The sequence below is a fragment of the Sporosarcina jiandibaonis genome (assembly GCF_013184495.1).
GTDB classification, from domain to species: Bacteria; Bacillota; Bacilli; order Bacillales_A; family Planococcaceae; genus Sporosarcina; species Sporosarcina jiandibaonis.
This window is the reverse complement of record NZ_JAAOIY010000002.1, coordinates 46,414-65,197: the sequence shown is the minus strand read 5'-3', so window position 1 is coordinate 65,197 and position 18,784 is coordinate 46,414. Positions and strand designations below refer to the sequence as shown.

The 18,784-nt window shown below is 41.3% G+C and carries 15 protein-coding genes and 1 riboswitch; of the genes, 5 read left to right on the top strand and 10 right to left on the bottom strand.

What is annotated here, in order from left to right; translation table 11 throughout:
- Position 1: 1 nt before the first annotated feature.
- Positions 2 to 709: a sulfite exporter TauE/SafE family protein gene (locus G8782_RS07380; protein ID WP_172370316.1), complete on the bottom strand. Its 708-nt coding sequence runs from the start codon at positions 707 to 709 to the stop codon at positions 2 to 4.
- Positions 710 to 899: 190 nt separating this feature from the next.
- A riboswitch (SAM riboswitch) is annotated at positions 900 to 1,011 on the top strand.
- A gap of 153 nt (positions 1,012 to 1,164) precedes the next feature.
- Between G8782_RS07380 and G8782_RS07375 the strand changes: the two genes are divergently transcribed.
- From G8782_RS07375 to G8782_RS07355, 5 genes are read left to right on the top strand one after another with little or no spacing between them, the layout of a single operon-like run.
- Positions 1,165 to 2,190, top strand: coding sequence for a methionine ABC transporter ATP-binding protein (locus G8782_RS07375; RefSeq protein ID WP_172370315.1), 1,026 nt, complete (start codon positions 1,165 to 1,167; stop codon positions 2,188 to 2,190).
- Positions 2,180 to 2,842: a methionine ABC transporter permease gene (locus G8782_RS07370; RefSeq protein ID WP_172370314.1), complete on the top strand. Its 663-nt coding sequence runs from the start codon at positions 2,180 to 2,182 to the stop codon at positions 2,840 to 2,842. Before G8782_RS07375 ends, G8782_RS07370 begins: the two co-directional genes overlap by 11 nt.
- A 35-nt stretch (positions 2,843 to 2,877) precedes the next feature.
- On the top strand, positions 2,878 to 3,738 hold the full coding sequence (locus G8782_RS07365; protein ID WP_172370313.1) for a MetQ/NlpA family ABC transporter substrate-binding protein: 861 nt from the start codon (positions 2,878 to 2,880) through the stop codon (positions 3,736 to 3,738).
- 20 nt (positions 3,739 to 3,758) lie between these two features.
- Positions 3,759 to 4,961 (top strand): M20 family metallopeptidase, encoded by a 1,203-nt coding sequence (locus G8782_RS07360; RefSeq protein ID WP_172370312.1) that lies wholly within the window; start codon positions 3,759 to 3,761, stop codon positions 4,959 to 4,961.
- Between the two features lie 11 nt (positions 4,962 to 4,972).
- Positions 4,973 to 5,206 carry a hypothetical protein gene (locus G8782_RS07355; protein WP_172370311.1) on the top strand — a complete coding sequence of 78 codons (234 nt, stop codon included), beginning with the start codon at positions 4,973 to 4,975 and terminating at the stop codon, positions 5,204 to 5,206.
- Here the strand turns inward: G8782_RS07355 and scpC are convergent.
- The 9 genes from scpC to G8782_RS07310 form a co-directional block, all read right to left on the bottom strand.
- Positions 5,203 to 6,717, bottom strand: coding sequence for a succinyl-CoA:acetate CoA-transferase ScpC (scpC, locus tag G8782_RS07350; protein ID WP_172370310.1), 1,515 nt, complete (start codon positions 6,715 to 6,717; stop codon positions 5,203 to 5,205). The genes G8782_RS07355 and scpC overlap by 4 nt on opposite strands.
- Positions 6,718 to 6,844: 127 nt before the next feature.
- Positions 6,845 to 7,489: a LytTR family DNA-binding domain-containing protein gene (locus G8782_RS07345; protein ID WP_172370309.1), complete on the bottom strand. Its 645-nt coding sequence runs from the start codon at positions 7,487 to 7,489 to the stop codon at positions 6,845 to 6,847.
- A 107-nt stretch (positions 7,490 to 7,596) separates the two neighbouring features.
- Positions 7,597 to 10,827: an FtsX-like permease family protein gene (locus tag G8782_RS18675; protein ID WP_172370308.1), complete on the bottom strand. Its 3,231-nt coding sequence runs from the start codon at positions 10,825 to 10,827 to the stop codon at positions 7,597 to 7,599.
- Positions 10,824 to 11,516 carry an ABC transporter ATP-binding protein gene (locus tag G8782_RS07335; protein WP_172370307.1) on the bottom strand — a complete coding sequence of 231 codons (693 nt, stop codon included), beginning with the start codon at positions 11,514 to 11,516 and terminating at the stop codon, positions 10,824 to 10,826. The genes G8782_RS18675 and G8782_RS07335 overlap by 4 nt, the downstream gene beginning before the upstream one ends.
- A gap of 615 nt (positions 11,517 to 12,131) precedes the next feature.
- Positions 12,132 to 13,355: an MFS transporter gene (locus G8782_RS07330; RefSeq protein WP_216667823.1), complete on the bottom strand. Its 1,224-nt coding sequence runs from the start codon at positions 13,353 to 13,355 to the stop codon at positions 12,132 to 12,134.
- Between the two features lie 113 nt (positions 13,356 to 13,468).
- Entirely contained in the window at positions 13,469 to 14,779 is a 1,311-nt protein-coding gene (locus tag G8782_RS07325; protein WP_172370305.1) for an alkaline phosphatase family protein, read from the bottom strand.
- A gap of 133 nt (positions 14,780 to 14,912) precedes the next feature.
- Positions 14,913 to 16,553 carry a hypothetical protein gene (locus G8782_RS07320; protein ID WP_172370304.1) on the bottom strand — a complete coding sequence of 547 codons (1,641 nt, stop codon included), beginning with the start codon at positions 16,551 to 16,553 and terminating at the stop codon, positions 14,913 to 14,915.
- Positions 16,540 to 17,346 carry an ABC transporter ATP-binding protein gene (locus G8782_RS07315; protein WP_425505482.1) on the bottom strand — a complete coding sequence of 269 codons (807 nt, stop codon included), beginning with the start codon at positions 17,344 to 17,346 and terminating at the stop codon, positions 16,540 to 16,542. Before G8782_RS07315 ends, G8782_RS07320 begins: the two co-directional genes overlap by 14 nt.
- A gap of 181 nt (positions 17,347 to 17,527) precedes the next feature.
- Positions 17,528 to 18,739: a NupC/NupG family nucleoside CNT transporter gene (locus G8782_RS07310; protein WP_172370302.1), complete on the bottom strand. Its 1,212-nt coding sequence runs from the start codon at positions 18,737 to 18,739 to the stop codon at positions 17,528 to 17,530.
- Positions 18,740 to 18,784: the final 45 nt, after the last annotated feature.

The window sequence follows — 18,784 nt, the reverse complement described above, 5'->3', positions numbered from 1 at the left end:
GCTATTGAATTAATAAATAAAACCCGGTAAATAACAATATCACATAAGTAAAAATTCGAAAATACGTTTGATTGATACGGTGGAATAGGCCTTGTCCAAAATACAGCCCTAAAACGACAAGGGGCAATCCCATTCCACTCGATGTCCAAACGGCTTGATTCGTCCCGGCAAAAAGAACTAGAACAATTAAGCTTATTGAATAAATGTAGAGATAAAACGCTAACGTCGTGGCGCGCAATTGCGCTTTCGGCGTGCCTGTTCCTGAAAAGTAGAGCAGTAAAGGCGGTCCAGGCATGCCGATTCCCGTCGTCAGCAAACCCGATATGCCTCCCGCACAATAATCACGGAGCTTCGTCATCTTTAAGCGGAAATTCAAAATAAGCAAAAGCGTTAACGTTAAAATGACTACTCCAACACCGACTTTCAACTTCCCCGTTTCCGTGAATAAGAAGATCAGAATCCCGATTGGCAACCCTGGTAAACTTCCAATCATGAAGCGTTTTAAGATGCCCAAGTCAACATCTTTGCGTATTTTTCTAATAAGCGCCGCTGAAATGACGAGCGATAGGAGTAAATTGATTTGAATGGCTTCTCTTGGTTCAAAAATCAACAGTAAAAACGGCGTTGCCATGATGGAAAAGCCGAATCCCGTGCTTGTTTGTAAAATTGATGCGAATAATATGATGACAATAAAAAGTAAAATAGTCATTTCGAGTCCACCTCATAACTATTTCATATCATACCATTTTGAAAGATTAATTACTCTCGGAATGTAAACGCTATCAATCCTGAGTAAATTAGTCTGAATAATTTTACTTTGATTATTTCATTGACTTGTCATTCTTTTCACTCTAGAGTATGAATTAATTCTTGCGACAATCGAATAGCAAAACATCACTTTCTTATCAAGAGAGATCGAGGGACAGGCCCTATGACATCTCGGCAACAGATTCATGCAGAATGAATACTGTGCTAATTCCTGCAAGTGCTTCGGCATTTGAAAGATGAGAACGAGATGGTTTCTTACATACTAGAAGCCCTCTTTTTTCTTATCGTTCTAATGATAAGTGAGAAGGGGCTTTTTCGTTTTTCAAAACTGGAAAGATTGATGGATGGCTGAGAAGTTGTTTAAGCGGAATGAGTGTTTTATCAGGAGGTCATTACATGATTGAATTTAAAAATGTCTCGAAGACGTTTAGTCTTGGAAAACGGGAGGTGCATGCGGTCAAGGATGTTTCCCTATCGATTAAAAAAGGGGATATTTACGGCATTATCGGATTTAGCGGCGCTGGAAAAAGTACCTTGCTGCGGTTGGTGAACATGCTTGAACGCCCGACTTCTGGTTCTGTGTTCATCCAAAACGTTGACGTCAGCTCATTATCAGCGAAGGAGTTGCGCACGCAACGCCGGAACATCGGAATGATTTTCCAAAACTTTAACTTGTTTAACTCGAGAACTGTTGCCGGAAACGTCGCTTATCCTTTAAAGCTGGCAGGCGTATCAAAACAGGAAATCCATGAGCGTGTAAAAGAACTATTGGCTTTTGTCGGTCTGTCCGATAAAGCGAAAGATTATCCCGATCAACTATCCGGCGGACAGAAACAACGTGTCGGAATTGCCAGGGCGCTTGCCAGTTCCCCGGAAGTTCTAATCTGTGACGAAGCGACTTCTGCTTTGGATCCGGATACCACAGCCGATATTTTACGGTTGTTGAAAAAGGTGAATAAGGAGTTGGGGATCACCATTCTTCTTATCACACATGAAATGCACGTCATCCAATCCATTTGCGACAATGTGGCGGTCATGGAAGATGGCGAAGTGATCGAGTCGGGCGCGGTTTTCGAAACCTTTACGAATCCGCAGCATCCGATGACGCAACGTTTTATCCAATCGATCCAACAAGACTTGCCTTCGGAAAAGCTGTTGGATGAATGGCGGTCAAAAGGCGGTACCCGGTTATATCGCGTTATTTTTAAAGGTGAAATCGCAAGCGACCCAGTACTGTCGCAAGTCACTAGAAAACACGGAATCGACTTCAACATCGTTTACGGTTCTGTTCGAGAAGTTCAAGAACGTTTTTTCGGAAATCTCCTTATTTCATTTGAAGGCGAACCGGAAAAGATCCAAAAAGTATTGCAGGAACTTGAAAAGATCGTTGACATAAAGGAGGTCATTAAAGATGAGAGTTGATTGGTCCACGTTTTGGCCACGGATTGTAGAAGCGACTGGTGAAACGCTCATTATGGTGATTGCCACACTTATTTTCGGTTCAATCATTGGGATCTCCCTCGGTCTTCTATTATTTGTGACAAGAGAAAATAATATTTTGGAAAATAAAGCAGTTTCACAGGTGTTAAATATTCTTATCAATATCATTCGACCGATTCCATTCATCATTTTCTTAGTTGCCATTTCACAACTAACGAGATTGGTTGTCGGTACAACCATCGGAACGACCGCGGCGATTTTCCCGATGACGATTGTGGCGAGTTTCGTTGTTGCCAGAGTCGTTGAAAATAACTTGGTCAGTATCGACCCTGGTGTTATCGAAGCTGCGCAAGCAATGGGGGCTAGCCCGCTTCGGATTATCTTTACGGTATTGATTCCAGAAGCGCTTGGGCCTTTGATATTAGGATTGACTTTCGTTTCAGTCAGTCTAATCGACTTTTCCGCGGTTGCGGGAACAGTCGGGGGCGGAGGCCTTGGACATATCGCCATGACTTATGGTTACCAACGATTCGACGCGAGTGTCATGATCGTAACGGTCGTCATCCTCATCGTTATGGTGCAACTCGCGCAATGGATCGGAAATACGATTTCTAGAAAAGTTATGCGTCGTTAATTGACAGATAAACTTAATTAAAAGGAGAAGAGAAAATGAGAAAATTATTGATTTTATGTTTAGCGATTTTTACTGCGGCTATATTAACTGCTTGCGGCGGAAAAGGTAATGCAGATGGTGACACAGTTAAAGTAAAAATAGGCGTTAACGGATCAGATGGTGTGCAGTGGCCAATTCTTAAAGAAAAAGCGGCGAAAGAAGGCATTGAAATTGAACTAGTCGAATTCGCGGATTATACTTTGCCGAATAACGCACTTGCTCAAGGCGATGTTGATTTGAATGCATTCCAGCATTTTTCTTTCTTATCCCAATATGTAAAAGAAAGCGGAAATGAACTTGTTCCAATTGGTTCGACGATGTTTGCACCGCTAGGCGTTTACTCCGAAAAAATCAAGGATGTTTCTGAAATTAAAGAAGGCGACAAAATCGCGATTCCAGATGACCCTTCTAACCAAGCACGTGCACTGCGTCTACTTGAAAGTGCTGAACTCATTACACTATCTGATGATTTCGGATTATTTGGAGACCCGAGTAAAATAGTAGAAAATCCATTGAAATTAGATATTATTCCGATGGTCGCACAACAAACACCACGCGTATTGCCAGACGTTACTGCAGCAATTATTAACAACGGAATTGCTGGACAGGCAGGATTTTCACCAGGCGAGGATCCGATTTTCAGGGAAACTGCAGATGATGAAAGTATTTATCCCTATGTGAATTTAATCGCAGCAAGCGAGAAGGAAAAAGACAATAAAACATTCAAACGCATCGTTGAGTTATACCAAGAAGACGATATTGCAAAGGCTGTTGAAGAAGATACAAAAGGCGGGTCTTATCTGATCAAGTTAACGCAGGATGAGATTGACAAGGTATTTGAAGACCTTAAAAAATAATTGAACTGGGGGCATTCATAATGAGCATTGTAACAGAAGAGACGAACACGTTATTCCAATCCATCGAAAAGAACCGCAAGTTATATATTCAAACGAGTCAGGAGATCCATGCTAATCCGGAAATCGGGAATGAAGAAGTGTTTGCCAGCGCTAAACACGTTGCGCTGTTGGAAGATGCGGGTTTCGAAGTGACAACAGCCGTTGCTGGTCATGAAACATCCTTCTACGCTGTGAAAGACAGTGGAATAGAAGGCCCGACAGTCGCTTATCTTGCTGAATATGATGCTCTTCCAGGGTTAGGACATGCATGCGGACATAATATTATAGGTGCGACGAGTGTTGCAGCGGGAATTGCACTCGCTGAAACACTTCCTGAAACAGGAGGTCGAGTCGTCGTTCTCGGGACTCCTGCTGAGGAAGGCGGTCCTAATGGCAGCGCGAAAGGCAGCTTCGTAAAACATGGCTACTTAAAAGATGTGGATGCAGCGCTGATGATTCACCCATCCGGCAAAACTGCGACGACAGGGGAATCGCTTGCTGTAGATCCACTCGACTTCCACTTTTTCGGAAAACCTGCTCACGCATCCGGTTCGCCGCATCACGGCATTAACGCGTTAGACGCTGTTATTCAACTGTTCAACGGCATCAATGCGCTTCGCCAGCAATTGCCGTCCGACGTCCGTATTCACGGCATCATTACGCACGGCGGGGATGCCCCGAATATTATTCCGGAATATGCATCGGCACGTTTCTATATACGCGCAGCTTCATGGAAAAAAACAGTCGAGGTTTCGGATAAAGTACGAAATATCGCAGAAGGAGCCGCGCTAGCGACAGGCGCGACCGTCAAAATCGAACGCTTCCAAAATGAAGTGAAAGACCTTGTCCTTAACTCGGTTCTTGATAATGTCTTGGATGAAGAACTTTCTGCACTTGGCGAAGTGGTTCATACCGAAAAGAGAGAAGGTAAAGGTTCCACGGACGCTGGAAATATTAGTTACGAAGTTCCGACTGCACATCCGTATATCAAAATCGGTCCTGATAATCTTGTCGCGCACACGGACGAGTTCAGAGAAGCTGCGAAGTCGGAAATTGGCGATGAAGCGTTGATTACAGGCGCAAAAGCTTTAGCGTCTACGGGTTATCGTTTATTGACGGACTTTGAATTGCTTCATCGCGTGAAGCAGGAGTTTGAGCGGGCGTTGGCTGCGAAGACGGAGTGATTTTAGGGGGGGTGGCTCTAGGTCCGGGCGTGGCGACTTTTGATTTAGATGGCTTTGGTCGTTTGCGGACGTGCTTTAGTCGTTTCGGGATGTACTTTAGTCGATTCACATGTGCTTTAGTCGTTTGCAGACTCGCTTTAGTCGTTTCAGCACCCACTTTAGTCGTTTACCCAAGTATCAACCAATCCACCCATACAAAAAAGGTTGCCACATCGGATGGCAACCTTTTCTATGTCAATAATTAAGCAAACTCTTCAACTAGTTCGCGCATTGTCCCGTTCTTTGCCAAATTCGTATGCCAAGAAAATGCTTTTTCCAAAACATGCGGGGTTTGACCGCCTCTTTCAAGCGCTTCGCTGTAATACGCGCGCAGTTGGTCGCGATACATTGGATGCGCGCAATTCTCGATGATCAATCCGACACGTTCTCTCGGCGCAAGTCCGCGCAGATTCGCATAGCCTTGTTCCGTCACAATGACATCCACATCATGTTCTGTATGGTCGACGTGTGAAACAAATGGCACGATACTTGAAATGTCGCCGCCTTTTGCAACTGATTTGGTTACAAATATGGCTAGTCGTGCGTTACGCGCAAAGTCACCAGAACCGCCGATTCCGTTCATCATCTTCGTTCCAGAAACATGCGTCGAGTTCACATTCCCGTAAATATCCAACTCGAGCGCAGTATTAATGGAAATCAAACCGAGACGGCGAATGATTTCAGGATGATTCGAAATTTCTTGCGGGCGCATAATCAGCTTGTCGCGATATTCTTCGAAGTTATTAAATACCTGTTCCATTTTCTCTTCAGATAATGTAATCGACGCACAAGACGCGAAACGAACCTTGCCCGCATCAATCAAATCAAACACCGCATCTTGCAGCACTTCAGAATACACTTCTAAATCCTCGAATTCAGAGTTGATCATGCCGTGCAGCACCGCATTCGCTACGGAACCGATTCCTGACTGCAAAGGCGCTAACTTATTTGTTAATCTACCAGCTTGTACTTCCGAACGTAAAAACGTCAATAGATGTTCCGCCATAATTTCTGTTTCATGGTCTGGTGCCACAATCGTTGAAGGGGAGTCTAATTGATTGGTGAAAACAATTCCTTTCACTTTCTCCACATCAATCGGAATGCCGATTGTACCGATACGATCATCCGCGTTCGTTAAGTGGATCGGCTGACGCTCGCCTTGTTTTCCCGGATCGTATAAATCATGTAATCCCTCAAGTTCAGTTGGCTGCGCCGTATTGATTTCAATAATGATCGACTTTGCATGCTCTGCGAATGTCAATGAGTTTCCAACGGACGTTGTCGGTATTATCATTCCGTCTTCCGTTACTGAAACCGCTTCCAAAATTGCGAAATCAATTGGATCGATCACTTCCGCACGAATCAGTTCTGCAGTATGCGATAAATGATGATCAACAAAGAGATGTTCCCCGTCATTTATTTTCTTCCGCATCGTTGGTTCTGCTTGAAATGGCAGACGTTTGTTTATAATGCCCGCTTCTGCAAATAACCGATCAATATCCGACCCCAACGAAGCCCCAGTAAACACATTCACCTTGAACTTTTCATGCTCTGCACGTTTCACCAATGCCAATGGAACTGCTTTCGCGTCACCAGCCCGGGTAAATCCACTCAACCCCAATGTCATACCGTCCTCAATCCAGGATGCCGCCTCTTCCGGTGTTACAACAACGTCTTTCAATTGATGATGTTTAATACGATTCATAGGTTTATCCATCGATTTATTCCACCTTTCATAACTTTTAGTTAATTCTACAGGATGGAAATAGTCGATGGGAGGTTTCCGTTTTGTAATAAAGAATTACTGGCTAAAGCACTTAAAATCATGTTTGAAACAGAATATATTAGAACCCTAAAAGCTTCCGGAAATAACTAGAATACGATTGGCTAACCGGGATTTTCGTTTCGTCATCCATCGCCAAAACAAAAGTCGAGTGCGTGTCCGGGAAGATTTCTTTTATATGGTGGACGTTTACGATAAACGATCGATGGCATCGGACAAACGAATCTCTTGGCAATAAATATTCAAACTCTTGCAAAGTGTTTTTATGCGTGCCTGAAAAACCATCTGCGACGACGATCGTTTTACGGTCCTTCACTTCAACATACTTCACATCTTTAAATGAAACAGGAATCCAGCCATCAGGCGTCTTTACAGTCACGACAGACTTCCCGTCCGTGTAGGCAGGATAAATCGCCATCACGCAACCTTCCAATTCACCGTCATGATGAAAAGGGACCGCCATGCCGTGATAAGGAACCCCGAAAACGTCCCGGTCAATAAACTCTGACACTTTTTGTTTCTGGGCAAGCGCTTTATAGGCAATCGTTCCCTCCTTTACTGGATCCCCCGCACTAATTTTCAAATCAATCCGTTTACTCGGACGATAATAAATATATTCTTTCGTATCTGAAATAGCGATTGATATTTCATCAGAAAATAACTCGCCAATCACATCTAACAGTGAATCGATTGTAAAACTTTTCATTTATGGACTCCTTCAAATAAATTCATAGTTTCCATTTATTATACTACAACTAATTAATTCATAATAAAAATGGTGTTCCGGTCATTACCAGAACACCATTTTTATATTTATTCAAACCACACCATTATCCCTTTCCCTAGAGTTTGATTTCTTAACAACAAGCCATAACTCTCAACATTGTCGGGAACCGTAAACTCCAACACAGCGCGCATCTGCCCATCTCGATATCCTTCTAACCAATGCTCATCTTTCCAGCTATCTGATTCAAGCACTTTGACTTCGACCGGGCGATAGCTTTCCTCTCCTACAACAAGAGAAAAGTTTTGCTTTGGCCGCATTTCATGTGTCATCGAATCTAGTACTTCAAAGGAAAATTCGATTGCAATATTCTTCTCTCCCGCTTCGACAGTTGGAAAACTACTCTCTACTTCTTTAGCCTCGTAGGATAAGGCTAATTTTCCCTGACTAGTTTCAGTTGATGCGAACTCCAATTCATATTCTCCCGGGGTTTCGTAAACTTTCTCTTTTTTCTCATGTTCAGTGTTCAAGCTCGGTTTGTTGAAATCCGTCTTTCCCTCAACACCGCCTTCAGTTGGACTAAAAGCCGACTCCACTTCAACCCCTGTATGAGCTCGTTCAATTTTAGGCGTGACCTTGACCATCGTAACTAGAAAAGTACCCACCAATAAAATAGATGTTGAGATCAAAACCCATTTTAAACGTTTTTCCACAGCTTTTTGGTTCGAAATATTTCCACCCATACCTTCACTCGGATTTATTCGAACTGCTCTTTCCGCAGGGAAAATCGTTCCGATTAACCCAATGACTACCGGGATCAATCCTGTCGCTAAGATAAACCCAATTTCCTCTTTCGGGAAAGCACTATATAATCCCCACATCATCAAAAATGCAATTGTTAGACCAATCATCGCAGCAAATAGACCACTAAACATTCCTTCCACCAAGATTAACCTACGAATGCTCCATCTTTTCCATCCGATTGCTTGGAGTAAAGAAATTTCTTCTCTTCGTTCTGAAACATTCTGCCACATAATTTCCGCTGTGGTTAAAACAGCGATAATTAAGGACACGATGATCGCAACATAATGTGTAGGTCCTATCTCCAATGCGACATACTCACCTAATAATGAGGTGTACATAATTCCTTTTAATCTGAATGTAATGTAGAGAAACACAGCCAATAAAGCGGTTGGTAACGCAATCGAAATAACCGATAGAAAACTCCTTTTCCACTTACCGATAAAATGGTTAAAGGCCATGCGATTAATGCCTTTGGCTTGGAACATCCGTTTACTTTTACCTGAAATTTCTCCTATGCGCATTGCTTCATAGGGAGAAATATTCCGCGTTAACATCATCGGAATAATCGCCCCTAGCACGTAAACGATAAGTCCAAATAAACCGGTCCATAAGAAACGATTAAAAGATATCGTGGCATCACCCGATACAAAAACAAAACCGAGCATCATCCAGGAAATTAACGCGACGAATAGACCAATTATGCTAGATTCCAAGAACAATAATCGACTTAATTGACTCGGTCGCCAGCCAATAGAAAGTAATACAGCAAACTCTTTTCTTCTAGCTAGCAAATTAACGATTCCAGAGGCCCATACGTAGACGATTGCAACAGCAATAACGCTCGCAACTACGCCTGAAAAACCAACTTTCGTTTCCCTGAAAATAGAAATAGACGATCCAATATTCACCCATGGTTGTTGTAACCAACCAATATCACTTTTATCATCTAAGCCAGGAACATAGGTTAACGCTAATTGCGGGGAAGAGCCTATTGTGATATCTGTAATGAGTCCTGTTTTACTTTCAATTTCCCTAGCAACCTGTTCCAATATGGCCTGACTTTCATCACCTATATCTACTATCCCGGATACTTTAATCCGAATTGCTGAAATGGGCTTATCCCCTAATACCCTTTCTGCTGCTTCTATTGTTGTTAACATACCCGGTGGATCGGTTAAAAAGCTATAACGGTCGCCAATTGGTTTTAACTTTTTAGGTGGATTCACTGGATTACCTTCTGAATCCATTACAAACTCGGCAGTGGCGGGACGATAGGTTTCCATCGGCAATTCACTAGCTGGATCCTTTGAGATTGCTAGCTTACCAGCATCGTAAAAGCCTATCCAATTTGGTTTAATTTGCGGCAAGTCCAAGAATTCTTTTGCCATTAACTTAGGTTCTCGGAAAGACTGCGTATTTTGATACACGCCTACGGTATCTTCATCATTCTGGAAAGGAATCACTTGGTAGGAATATGGCCACCGGTCGGCATAGGGACTTGAGATTTCACGATATTCCAATGGACTAGGCTTATACACAATGCCTGTAATTTCTTCACCGTATGTCTTCGATTCGTTCTCTTCAACTACTTCACCTGTTTTCCAATCAACACCTGTCATCCTGCTGACAAATGTTTCAAAGGCTTCTTCCCCTGTAAAAGAGAATGTATCAGTCACTTCTCCTTCAAGAGTATCTAGATAACTTACTCCCCCGGCTTCCTTAACGCCTTCCATTATTTCATTAGCATTGTCTTTATTAATGGAAACATCAAGGCGTTCAAAGGTAATGTCTACTAACGTTTGGGCAAATGCTTTTTGATTAACAATGATCGGAAATTCATGGTATTTATTTGATTCATTAAAATAGTAGGTATCGGTAGCCTCAAAATACCGACTTGTTCCTAAATCAATGATTGCTTTATCTAATTCAATTAGCTTCGCTTCTTGTTCAGGATCGATTCCTGCTAAAAGGGTTTCTCCAGTAACCATCAAATCCATATGCGGAGCACCAACCCCATATTCAGATCCTTTATTTGAAATATCCCAAATATCGATTGGAAAGTAGGAATTATGGGATTCTATTTCCTCACCTATCCCATTATTTACGGTTGTCGTCGTTGTCCTTCTATAAATGCCTTCCTTAGGTAATTCGACCTTATTAAAATTCACATCATATATAGCGTAGCCGATCATCGCGATTGGTGCTGCAACCTCTACACCCGGTATATTCTTTATCACTTCATATTGTTCAACACTAATCCCTCCACTTAAGCCACTTAAGTAGTTAGGTTCCAACAGTTTTTTCTCCTCCGTAACACTTCGGGTTCCCTGTGGACGAACAACGATGTCATAAGAAGCTGACCATCTTTTTTGTAAGGTATCGACAATTGTCCCTTTATTTATTTCAGATAATCCAATCAAGTATGTCAATCCAGCGCTAACAATGAAGGCCCCAACAATTAATAAAATAAACCGCTCTTTCCGTCTCCACCAATTCTGCCAAATAAATCGAATCACGGTGTTACACCCACTTTATCCGAAATGACATCACCATCTTTCATCGAAATAATACGTTTTGCTTTATCCGCAAGCGCTGGATCATGGGTCACAAATAAGACGCCGCATCCTTCTTGTTCATTTAGTTCTTTTAACAAATCATAAATTCGTTCTCCTGTTTGTGTATCCAGGTTACCTGTAGGTTCATCCGCTAGTAGCCAGCTTGGTTTGTGTATAATGGCACGAGCAATTGCAACGCGCTGTTGCTGACCGCCTGATAATTGAGAAGGAAGCGAATTCATTTTATCCAGAAGCCCTACTTGTTCCAGGACTTCTTTTGCTCGTTTTAATTTGTCATATGGGACTTTTCTAGAAAACAATGGGGTAAGAACATTTTCCAATGCAGTTAATGTGGGAAGGAGATGGAATTGTTGAAAGATGAAACCTATTTCTTCAAAGCGAAAATCGGCGATTCGGTTTTTTCTTTTGGTTAAGATTTCTTCACCATCATAAAAAATGCCACCCTGCGTCGGCTTATCTAAAGTGCCTATCAAGCTTAGCAATGTGGATTTTCCAGAACCCGACGGCCCAATGATCGCTGTGAATTCTCCTTTTTCAAATGTTAAATTAGCATCTTTAAGCGCAGTCGTTTTTGTACCATCGCCCGCAAAAGATTTTTCAACATGTCGACAGATGATTTGTTGTATCAAATTTCTCCCCTCTTTCCTTCTTTATTGCTATTAATATTATCTTACATCCAATTTCACTACACATCAACGAATAGTTTGAATTTTTATTATATTCTTCCTTGTATATTACAAAAGTTTTATAGATGACGGGGGAAATTGGGTATGATGAAGTTTACATTAAAGGATTTCACATTGAAATCCGAAGAAGGTTTATTTCTGTTCGAAAGAGCGTTTTGCAGAACAAACAAAAACCGAGTACGTGAACGATGAAGTGTTTCACTTACTCGGCAGAATTCAGATTTCAATGAAAATGTAGATAGCTTTCGTATCATGAACAACGAAGCACATTATTCCCCTAGAATTGCCCATTATAATCTCCCGGCACAATTGTTCTTAATTGGTTATCTTCCTGATTTTTTCATTATAAATCATAGTGTAATTTTGATTTTCTTCAATTAAGGCCCATATACTAAATTCCTCTATATAGACTTTCCGATTATTTGAAAGCACTATCCATTGTTCTGCACTAGTTATATCCTGTTCTTTGCTAATCACATTAATGTTTTGAGTGGTATTTTCAAGAACAGTGTTTTGATTAATAATAAAGAGTTTTCCTAGGAGTCTCGCTGTCTAGCATTAAACTCGCACTCCATCTGGTTCTGGCACAAAACGAAGAACGATAATCCCTATAATGAATAGCACAACCAGGCTGAACACGCCGTAAGATGAATGACCCGTCAATTGCGAAGTCACACCGACAAGCAACGGACCCATTACCGACGCAAACTTGCCAAAAATATTATAAAAGCCGAAGAACTCGTTCGCTTTTTCTTTCGGAACAAGTTTAGCGTAATATGAACGACTCAACGCTTGAATTCCACCTTGCGAAGTCGCAACCAACATGGCAAGAATCCAAAAGTCTGTTTCTGTCTTCATAAAGAACGCATAAATACAAACAATAATATAAACAAAAATCCCGACGTACAACATCTTTTTCCCCGTGAACTTCTTAGACAAACGACCATAAATAATCGCAAAAGGCGCAGCCACCACTTGCGTCACAAACAAAACAATCAACAACGTCGTCGCGCTAATACCCAAATCTGTCCCGTAAGCCGTCGACATCGAAATAATCGTTCCGACCCCATCAATATAAAAGAAATAAGCAATTAAAAATAAAAACACGTGACGGTATTTTCGTATGTCTTTGAACGTACGACCCAGCCTTACAAAACTTCCTTTAATAATATTGGGATCGCGCGGGATTGAATGAATCTGGACAACATACTTAAGCATCGGGACCGTGAAAACAATCCACCAAATCGCTGTAATGACAAACGCGAGCTTCATCGCAAATCCTGTCGCAAGCGGTATTACCTCTTTATCAGCCAACAAAATCAACGCGATACTAATAATGAATGGAATTGTACTCCCGATATACCCCAATCCAAAGCCGCGGGCTGATACTTCGTCCATCCGCTTTTCAGGCGTCACGTCGACTAAAAATGCATCGTAAAATATATTTGCCCCGTGGAAGCCAACCGCTGTTATCGCATAAAAAACTAATAATAGCGTGCCATTTCCTTCTGGAATGAAAGCCAATGACGCCGTCGATAAAGAACCGATTGCAAAGAAAGTAAAGAAAAACTTCTTTTTTAACCCTTGATAATCTGCAAGCGCCCCTAAAATAGGACCAATCATCGCGATAATAAATGTTGCGAAAGCGACTGCATAACCTAAATAGGCCGTTGAATCCGAGTTGGCTATACCCGCATTTGAAGCAACAGATTTATAAAACAAAGGAAATACTGCAGTCGTTATAATGATAGAGTACGCTGAATTCGCCCAGTCGTACATCATCCAACCGCTTTCTGTCTTGTTAAACTTCTTCACTTCAATTCCCCCCTCCCACACTTCTACTATCTAGTGTACAACAAATGGAGTGAGAATATATATAGTATTCTAACTTTCGTCTATTCTAGTTCCAATACATGTTCAATCACTTTCCCATCCGTCTTTCCCAAATCAAGACCTAGAAGACGCGCAAAAGTCGGCCCTTCATCGACCAATCTCATTGCAGGGATTTCAACATTCGGCTTGATGCCTTTTCCAGTTGCAATGAAAATCGTTTCATAGTTATCCTTAGTCGGCGAATACCCATGCGAGGCAAACGTGTACTTGCCGCTAGCCACATCCTCCTCGGTAATCACTTCGATAGAATTACCTTCAAGATGCTCGGTGAAATAAAAACCGCGACGCGCTTCAACCATAAAGGCTGCTAGTTCATCAGCGCCGCGACGACCGGCTTCCTCGCCGTCGATAACAAACTCAACACCATTTTCTTCATTCATCACTAAAGAATGCAGTAGTGCACGAACCCGCTCTCTCGTCCCCGCATCATTTTTATCTTTCAAATAAATATAAGCCGAACCGTCGTTGCTCTTACAATAAGCCTTCCAACTCTTTACTCTTCCACGTTTATTCACTTCTATCAAGCCGCTTTCTTTGAATAAAACATTCAATTTCACGACTTTTGAATGATTCAACGAACTATGATCCCCTAACGCGACAATGGTTGATTTTTCATACAGACCGCTGTCCTTCAAAGCCGTTAAAATTTTTCCTAGCCTTGTATCATGGCGATGAATGGCCGAATTTGCTTCCTCAGATGAAAATCCATGACGATGTCGTTGTGAATCCAAATCAACCAAATGAATCAGCATGAGATTCGGTTTTTTCGTTTTGATCGTATGAACAGCCGATGCTGTCACAAAATCATCGAGTTCAGGTTGCAGAATCCCGTTACGTAGGTGTCCAAATCGTTTATTCATATCATATTGATACCTGATGCTTCCATTCCGCAAAGAGGTCAAAATTTGATGATGCCATGGACGATTCGCAAAAATTTCCGGCATATGATAATCGATTTTCGCTTTCGCCGTTACAGGCCACAACAATGCCGCTGTCGACATGTCCGCTTTTTTTGCTTCGTCATATAATGTGGTCCCTTGAATATGATGCCGCCCCCAATACCAATCAGGCGATTCTCTTCCGGGTTGAAGCAATGTATTTGTCGGGACTCCGTGTTGATTGGGGTATTTTCCAGTCACGATACTAGCATGACAAGGATATGTGACCGAAGGATAAATAGTTTCAACATTTTCACAAATTGCGGCGTGCTCAAGCAAATCCCTGAAATTTGGTAGTTCCTTCAGCTTTTGAATGTCCTCGGAGGATAAACAATCGAAAGAAATCACAATTAAATGATCGGTTAATCGTTGCAAATAAACTCACACCCGTCCCTATATAGTCTTCTCATTCTATCAGAGAAAAAACTGGTCACCAAAGGAGTAAATCTCCTTGATGACCAGTTTTCCCTATTCTTTCATTGGTAAATCGAATTGCACCGACTTTTCCTTATATTAATTTGTTATTTGCAGCACCTGTTGTTGTCGGAAAAACAATCCGCCATCCCACAAAAATAAAGATGAGCAAAACAGCGATATATATATAAGCTCCATAATTTATAAACGTTGATATCAAATGGGTAATTACAAAAACTAAGGTGACTATGCTTAACAAGAACATTTTGAAGCCGTCCGTTTCTTGGGCGAACTCAAATGAATTGGAGAAAGGATATGTTTCATTATTGATAATCTTATACGTAACCAATGTTTGTAGAATCCCGCCCAATAACACCGCTATCAATTCCGGAATCACGTTCAGTGTATATATCCATGTGAAAACAACACTTAGAAGTAGAAATACAGGTAAATATAACTTCACCAAAAATGCTTTCAACGTTCCGCTATAGGCAGCCGAACGATTTTTAATCGGTGCTGCCTTTAATAACCAACTGCCTTTATAACTTCCCGAAAACTTCAACATATGAACAGTCACCGGAATGAGGAGATTACAAAAATAAATGAATAAAAACGTCCGCCCTGTTGAAATATCAGCCAAACTTCGTTCACTCAACTCCGTATAAATAAAGATAAACGGAAAAACAAGTGCAATCCCTATGCCTGGATATGTTTTCAACTTAAACTCGCGCTCTTTCTTCATCATTGTCATCGCAAATCGAAAAAACAATCGCTCCTCTTTGCTGCGGCACGTTAAGGCAGCCCATAAGTTCGCAAGCCAATTGCTTTTTCGTTTTTTTCCCGAATCACTTAATAACTTCTCCAAGTTCCGTTCAAATGAAGGCATCAGACGCGCATAAAGAAAAATAGCGATGACAGGAATGATAAAACCTAATAACGCTAAACTAATAAAAGGGCCCGTAAAGATTGGATGCATGGCTAACTCGAATGTTGCGCCATACCATAACGGCGGAATGAATACATGCCACCAACTGAATGAGTAGACAATATCAAAATCAACCACATTAAATGATCGTATGAGGATTTGGTAACCTACGATAATACCTACGGATAACATGATTTGAACATAGTTGATAATGTCTTTTAGCCTTTCGCCATCAAAGAAACGTAAAACGAATAAATAAATTAATGCAGTCAATACGACTACAAAAAGCAGAGTAAATACCAAGTCTATGAAAAATACGATTGAAAATACAATCCCGTGTCGTACAAGACCGACAATAAGCGGGACAGTAACAAAAGCACCCGTAATAACCGTCATATAAATCATCACGTGCACAATCTTAGCTGCATTAATCGTCCTTCCGTTAATGGGCTTCGTATTTAAAATATTTTTATCGCGAACATCAAGAAGGACTGTTGAAAAATCCGAAATCATCGAGGTCATGATGATAAAAATAATCAAGCCGAATACAAGACTCATTTGAAAAACATAATTCGTTCCCAGAAGCAAAAACGGTATGAGAATAAGCCCGTATAACGCATAAATCCATAATGATTTGAAAAAGTGATTGCCTTCCTTCTTTTTAGAATCATTAAAAATTGTTGGAACTCTTCTTTGATCCATCGTCAATTTAATCGAAAGGATTTTTTGCAAAGCATCATAATCAATGCCGAACTTCTCAAATAAACCTTTAAATAATCTGAGGAACTGCAATGATTTAAAGGTCTGCATCATGAGAACCCTCACCAACAATCGATACGACTCGTTCTGCAATTGTTTTATTTTCTGTAAAGCCCGTTAATTGATTGAATATATCTGAAAGCGTGCCCTTTTCACTCAAAGCTTGTAATTCCGTGAAACTACCATCAGCGACAACTTTTCCTTCTACAAGCAAAACTATCCGATTACTAATCTTCTCGACGAGATCCATAATATGCGACGAATAAAATATCGTTTTTCCCTGTGCCGCCAATTGAGCTAACAATTCTTGAATAATCATAATGCTATTCGCATCAAGCCCGCTTAATGGTTCATCTAAAAATAACAGATCGGGATCATGCAACAAACTGGAAATAATCAGCGTTTTTTGTTTCATGCCTTTTGAAAATGAAGAAAGCCTTTTATGAGCGACATCTTCCAAATCAAATTCATTCAACAATCTTAACGCTTTCTCCTTCGCGTCGGAATTGTCCATTCCGTACAACTCACCCGTAAATTGTAAATATTCGAGTGCAGTAAGGGTGTCATACGCTTCCGCATTTTCAGGAACATAGCCTATTCTTCGTTTATAATCGGGGTTCCCTTCTGAAATGTCACAGCCAAAAATTTCGACTTTCCCCTCAAAGCCATCAATCAATCCAAGCATGATTTTTACAGTCGTACTTTTCCCCGCGCCGTTTGGACCTATATAGCCAATAATTTGTCCTTTGAACACATCCAAGTCCACGCCATTTAATACGCGCTTCGGACCATAATTCATCGTTAAATCGGTAAGCGACAACACTTTCTCAGATTCCATTTTCATTCCCCCCATCGTCATTATATTACCACAATTTTCAAACAGAAAAGACGAAAATAATTTCTACTGATCGGCTTAAGAGAATATGTTTCATGTGAAACAAAAAACGACAAATAAAGAGTTGGTTTGGTGATTTACAATAAAAAAAGACGAAAGAAAAAACTTCTTTCGTCTCATAAAGTAATTTTTATATAAACATGCCCGCAATTGCCGCGCTTAAAAGTGAAGCCAACATTCCCGCAGCAACCGCCCGAATTCCCAGCCGTGCAATATCCCCACGTCGAGTCGGCGCCAATTGACCTAATCCGCCTAGAAGAATTGCCAATGAGCTTAAATTCGCAAATCCGCATAGCGCAAAACTGATGACAATTACGGTTTTAGGCATTAACTCGGGAATTTGAGGCGCAAAATTAGCATAAGCTACAAATTCATTTAACACGAGCTTTTGACCGATAAAACCTCCCGCCGTTACCGCTTCTGACCAAGGGACGCCAATCGCAAATGCAAGCGGTGAAAACAAAATCCCTAACATCGCTTCGAGCGTAATCGAGCCATAGCCGAACCATCCGCCTATCCAGCCTAACAGCCCATTAATCATGGCAATTAACGCAATAAAAGCCAACAACATCGCACCGACATTTAATGCCAGTTTTAAACCGTCACCTGCCCCGCGCGCCGCCGCGTCAATCACGTTTACAGAATCGATATCCTTTTCCATCTTAAATTCTGTAACGGCTGATTCTTCCCTTTCCGGTATCATCATTTTCGCCATGATCAATCCAGCGGGTGCCGCCATAAAACTTGCAGCAAGCAAATATTCAAGTGGCACGCCTAATAAGGCATAACCCGCTAAAACAGACCCTGCAATGGAAGCTAGTCCTCCCGTCATAACAGCAAAAAGTTCTGATTTTGTCATGTTCGCTAAAAATGGACGAACTACAAGCGGTGCCTCTGTTTGTCCAACGAAAATGTTGGCTGCCGCCGATACTGATTCCGCACGACTTGTTCCAAGCAACTTTGACAATCCGCCGCCGATCAACTTAATGACCCATTGCATAATGCCAAGATAGTATAGAACGGAAATCAAAGACGAAAAGAAAACGATAATCGATAACACTTGGAATGCGAATACAAATCCAAAGTTCTCCGTATCCGCAACGGGACCGAAAAGAAAACCAATCCCTTCACCCGCATAGTCAATCACACCTTGAACTATTGCTGATAACCATGCCAGTCCTTTTCTACCCGTTTCCCACTCCAACACAATAAATGCAAACAATACTTGTATCGCCAATCCGACTAATATCGTTCTGAAATTTATAGACCTTTTCGCATTCGACAAAAGAAATGCAATTCCGAGCACAACAACTATGCCGAAAAGTCCCCATAGTAAATTCAATTATTCCACCTCATAATATTCATTTTTCCCACATGAAAAACCATT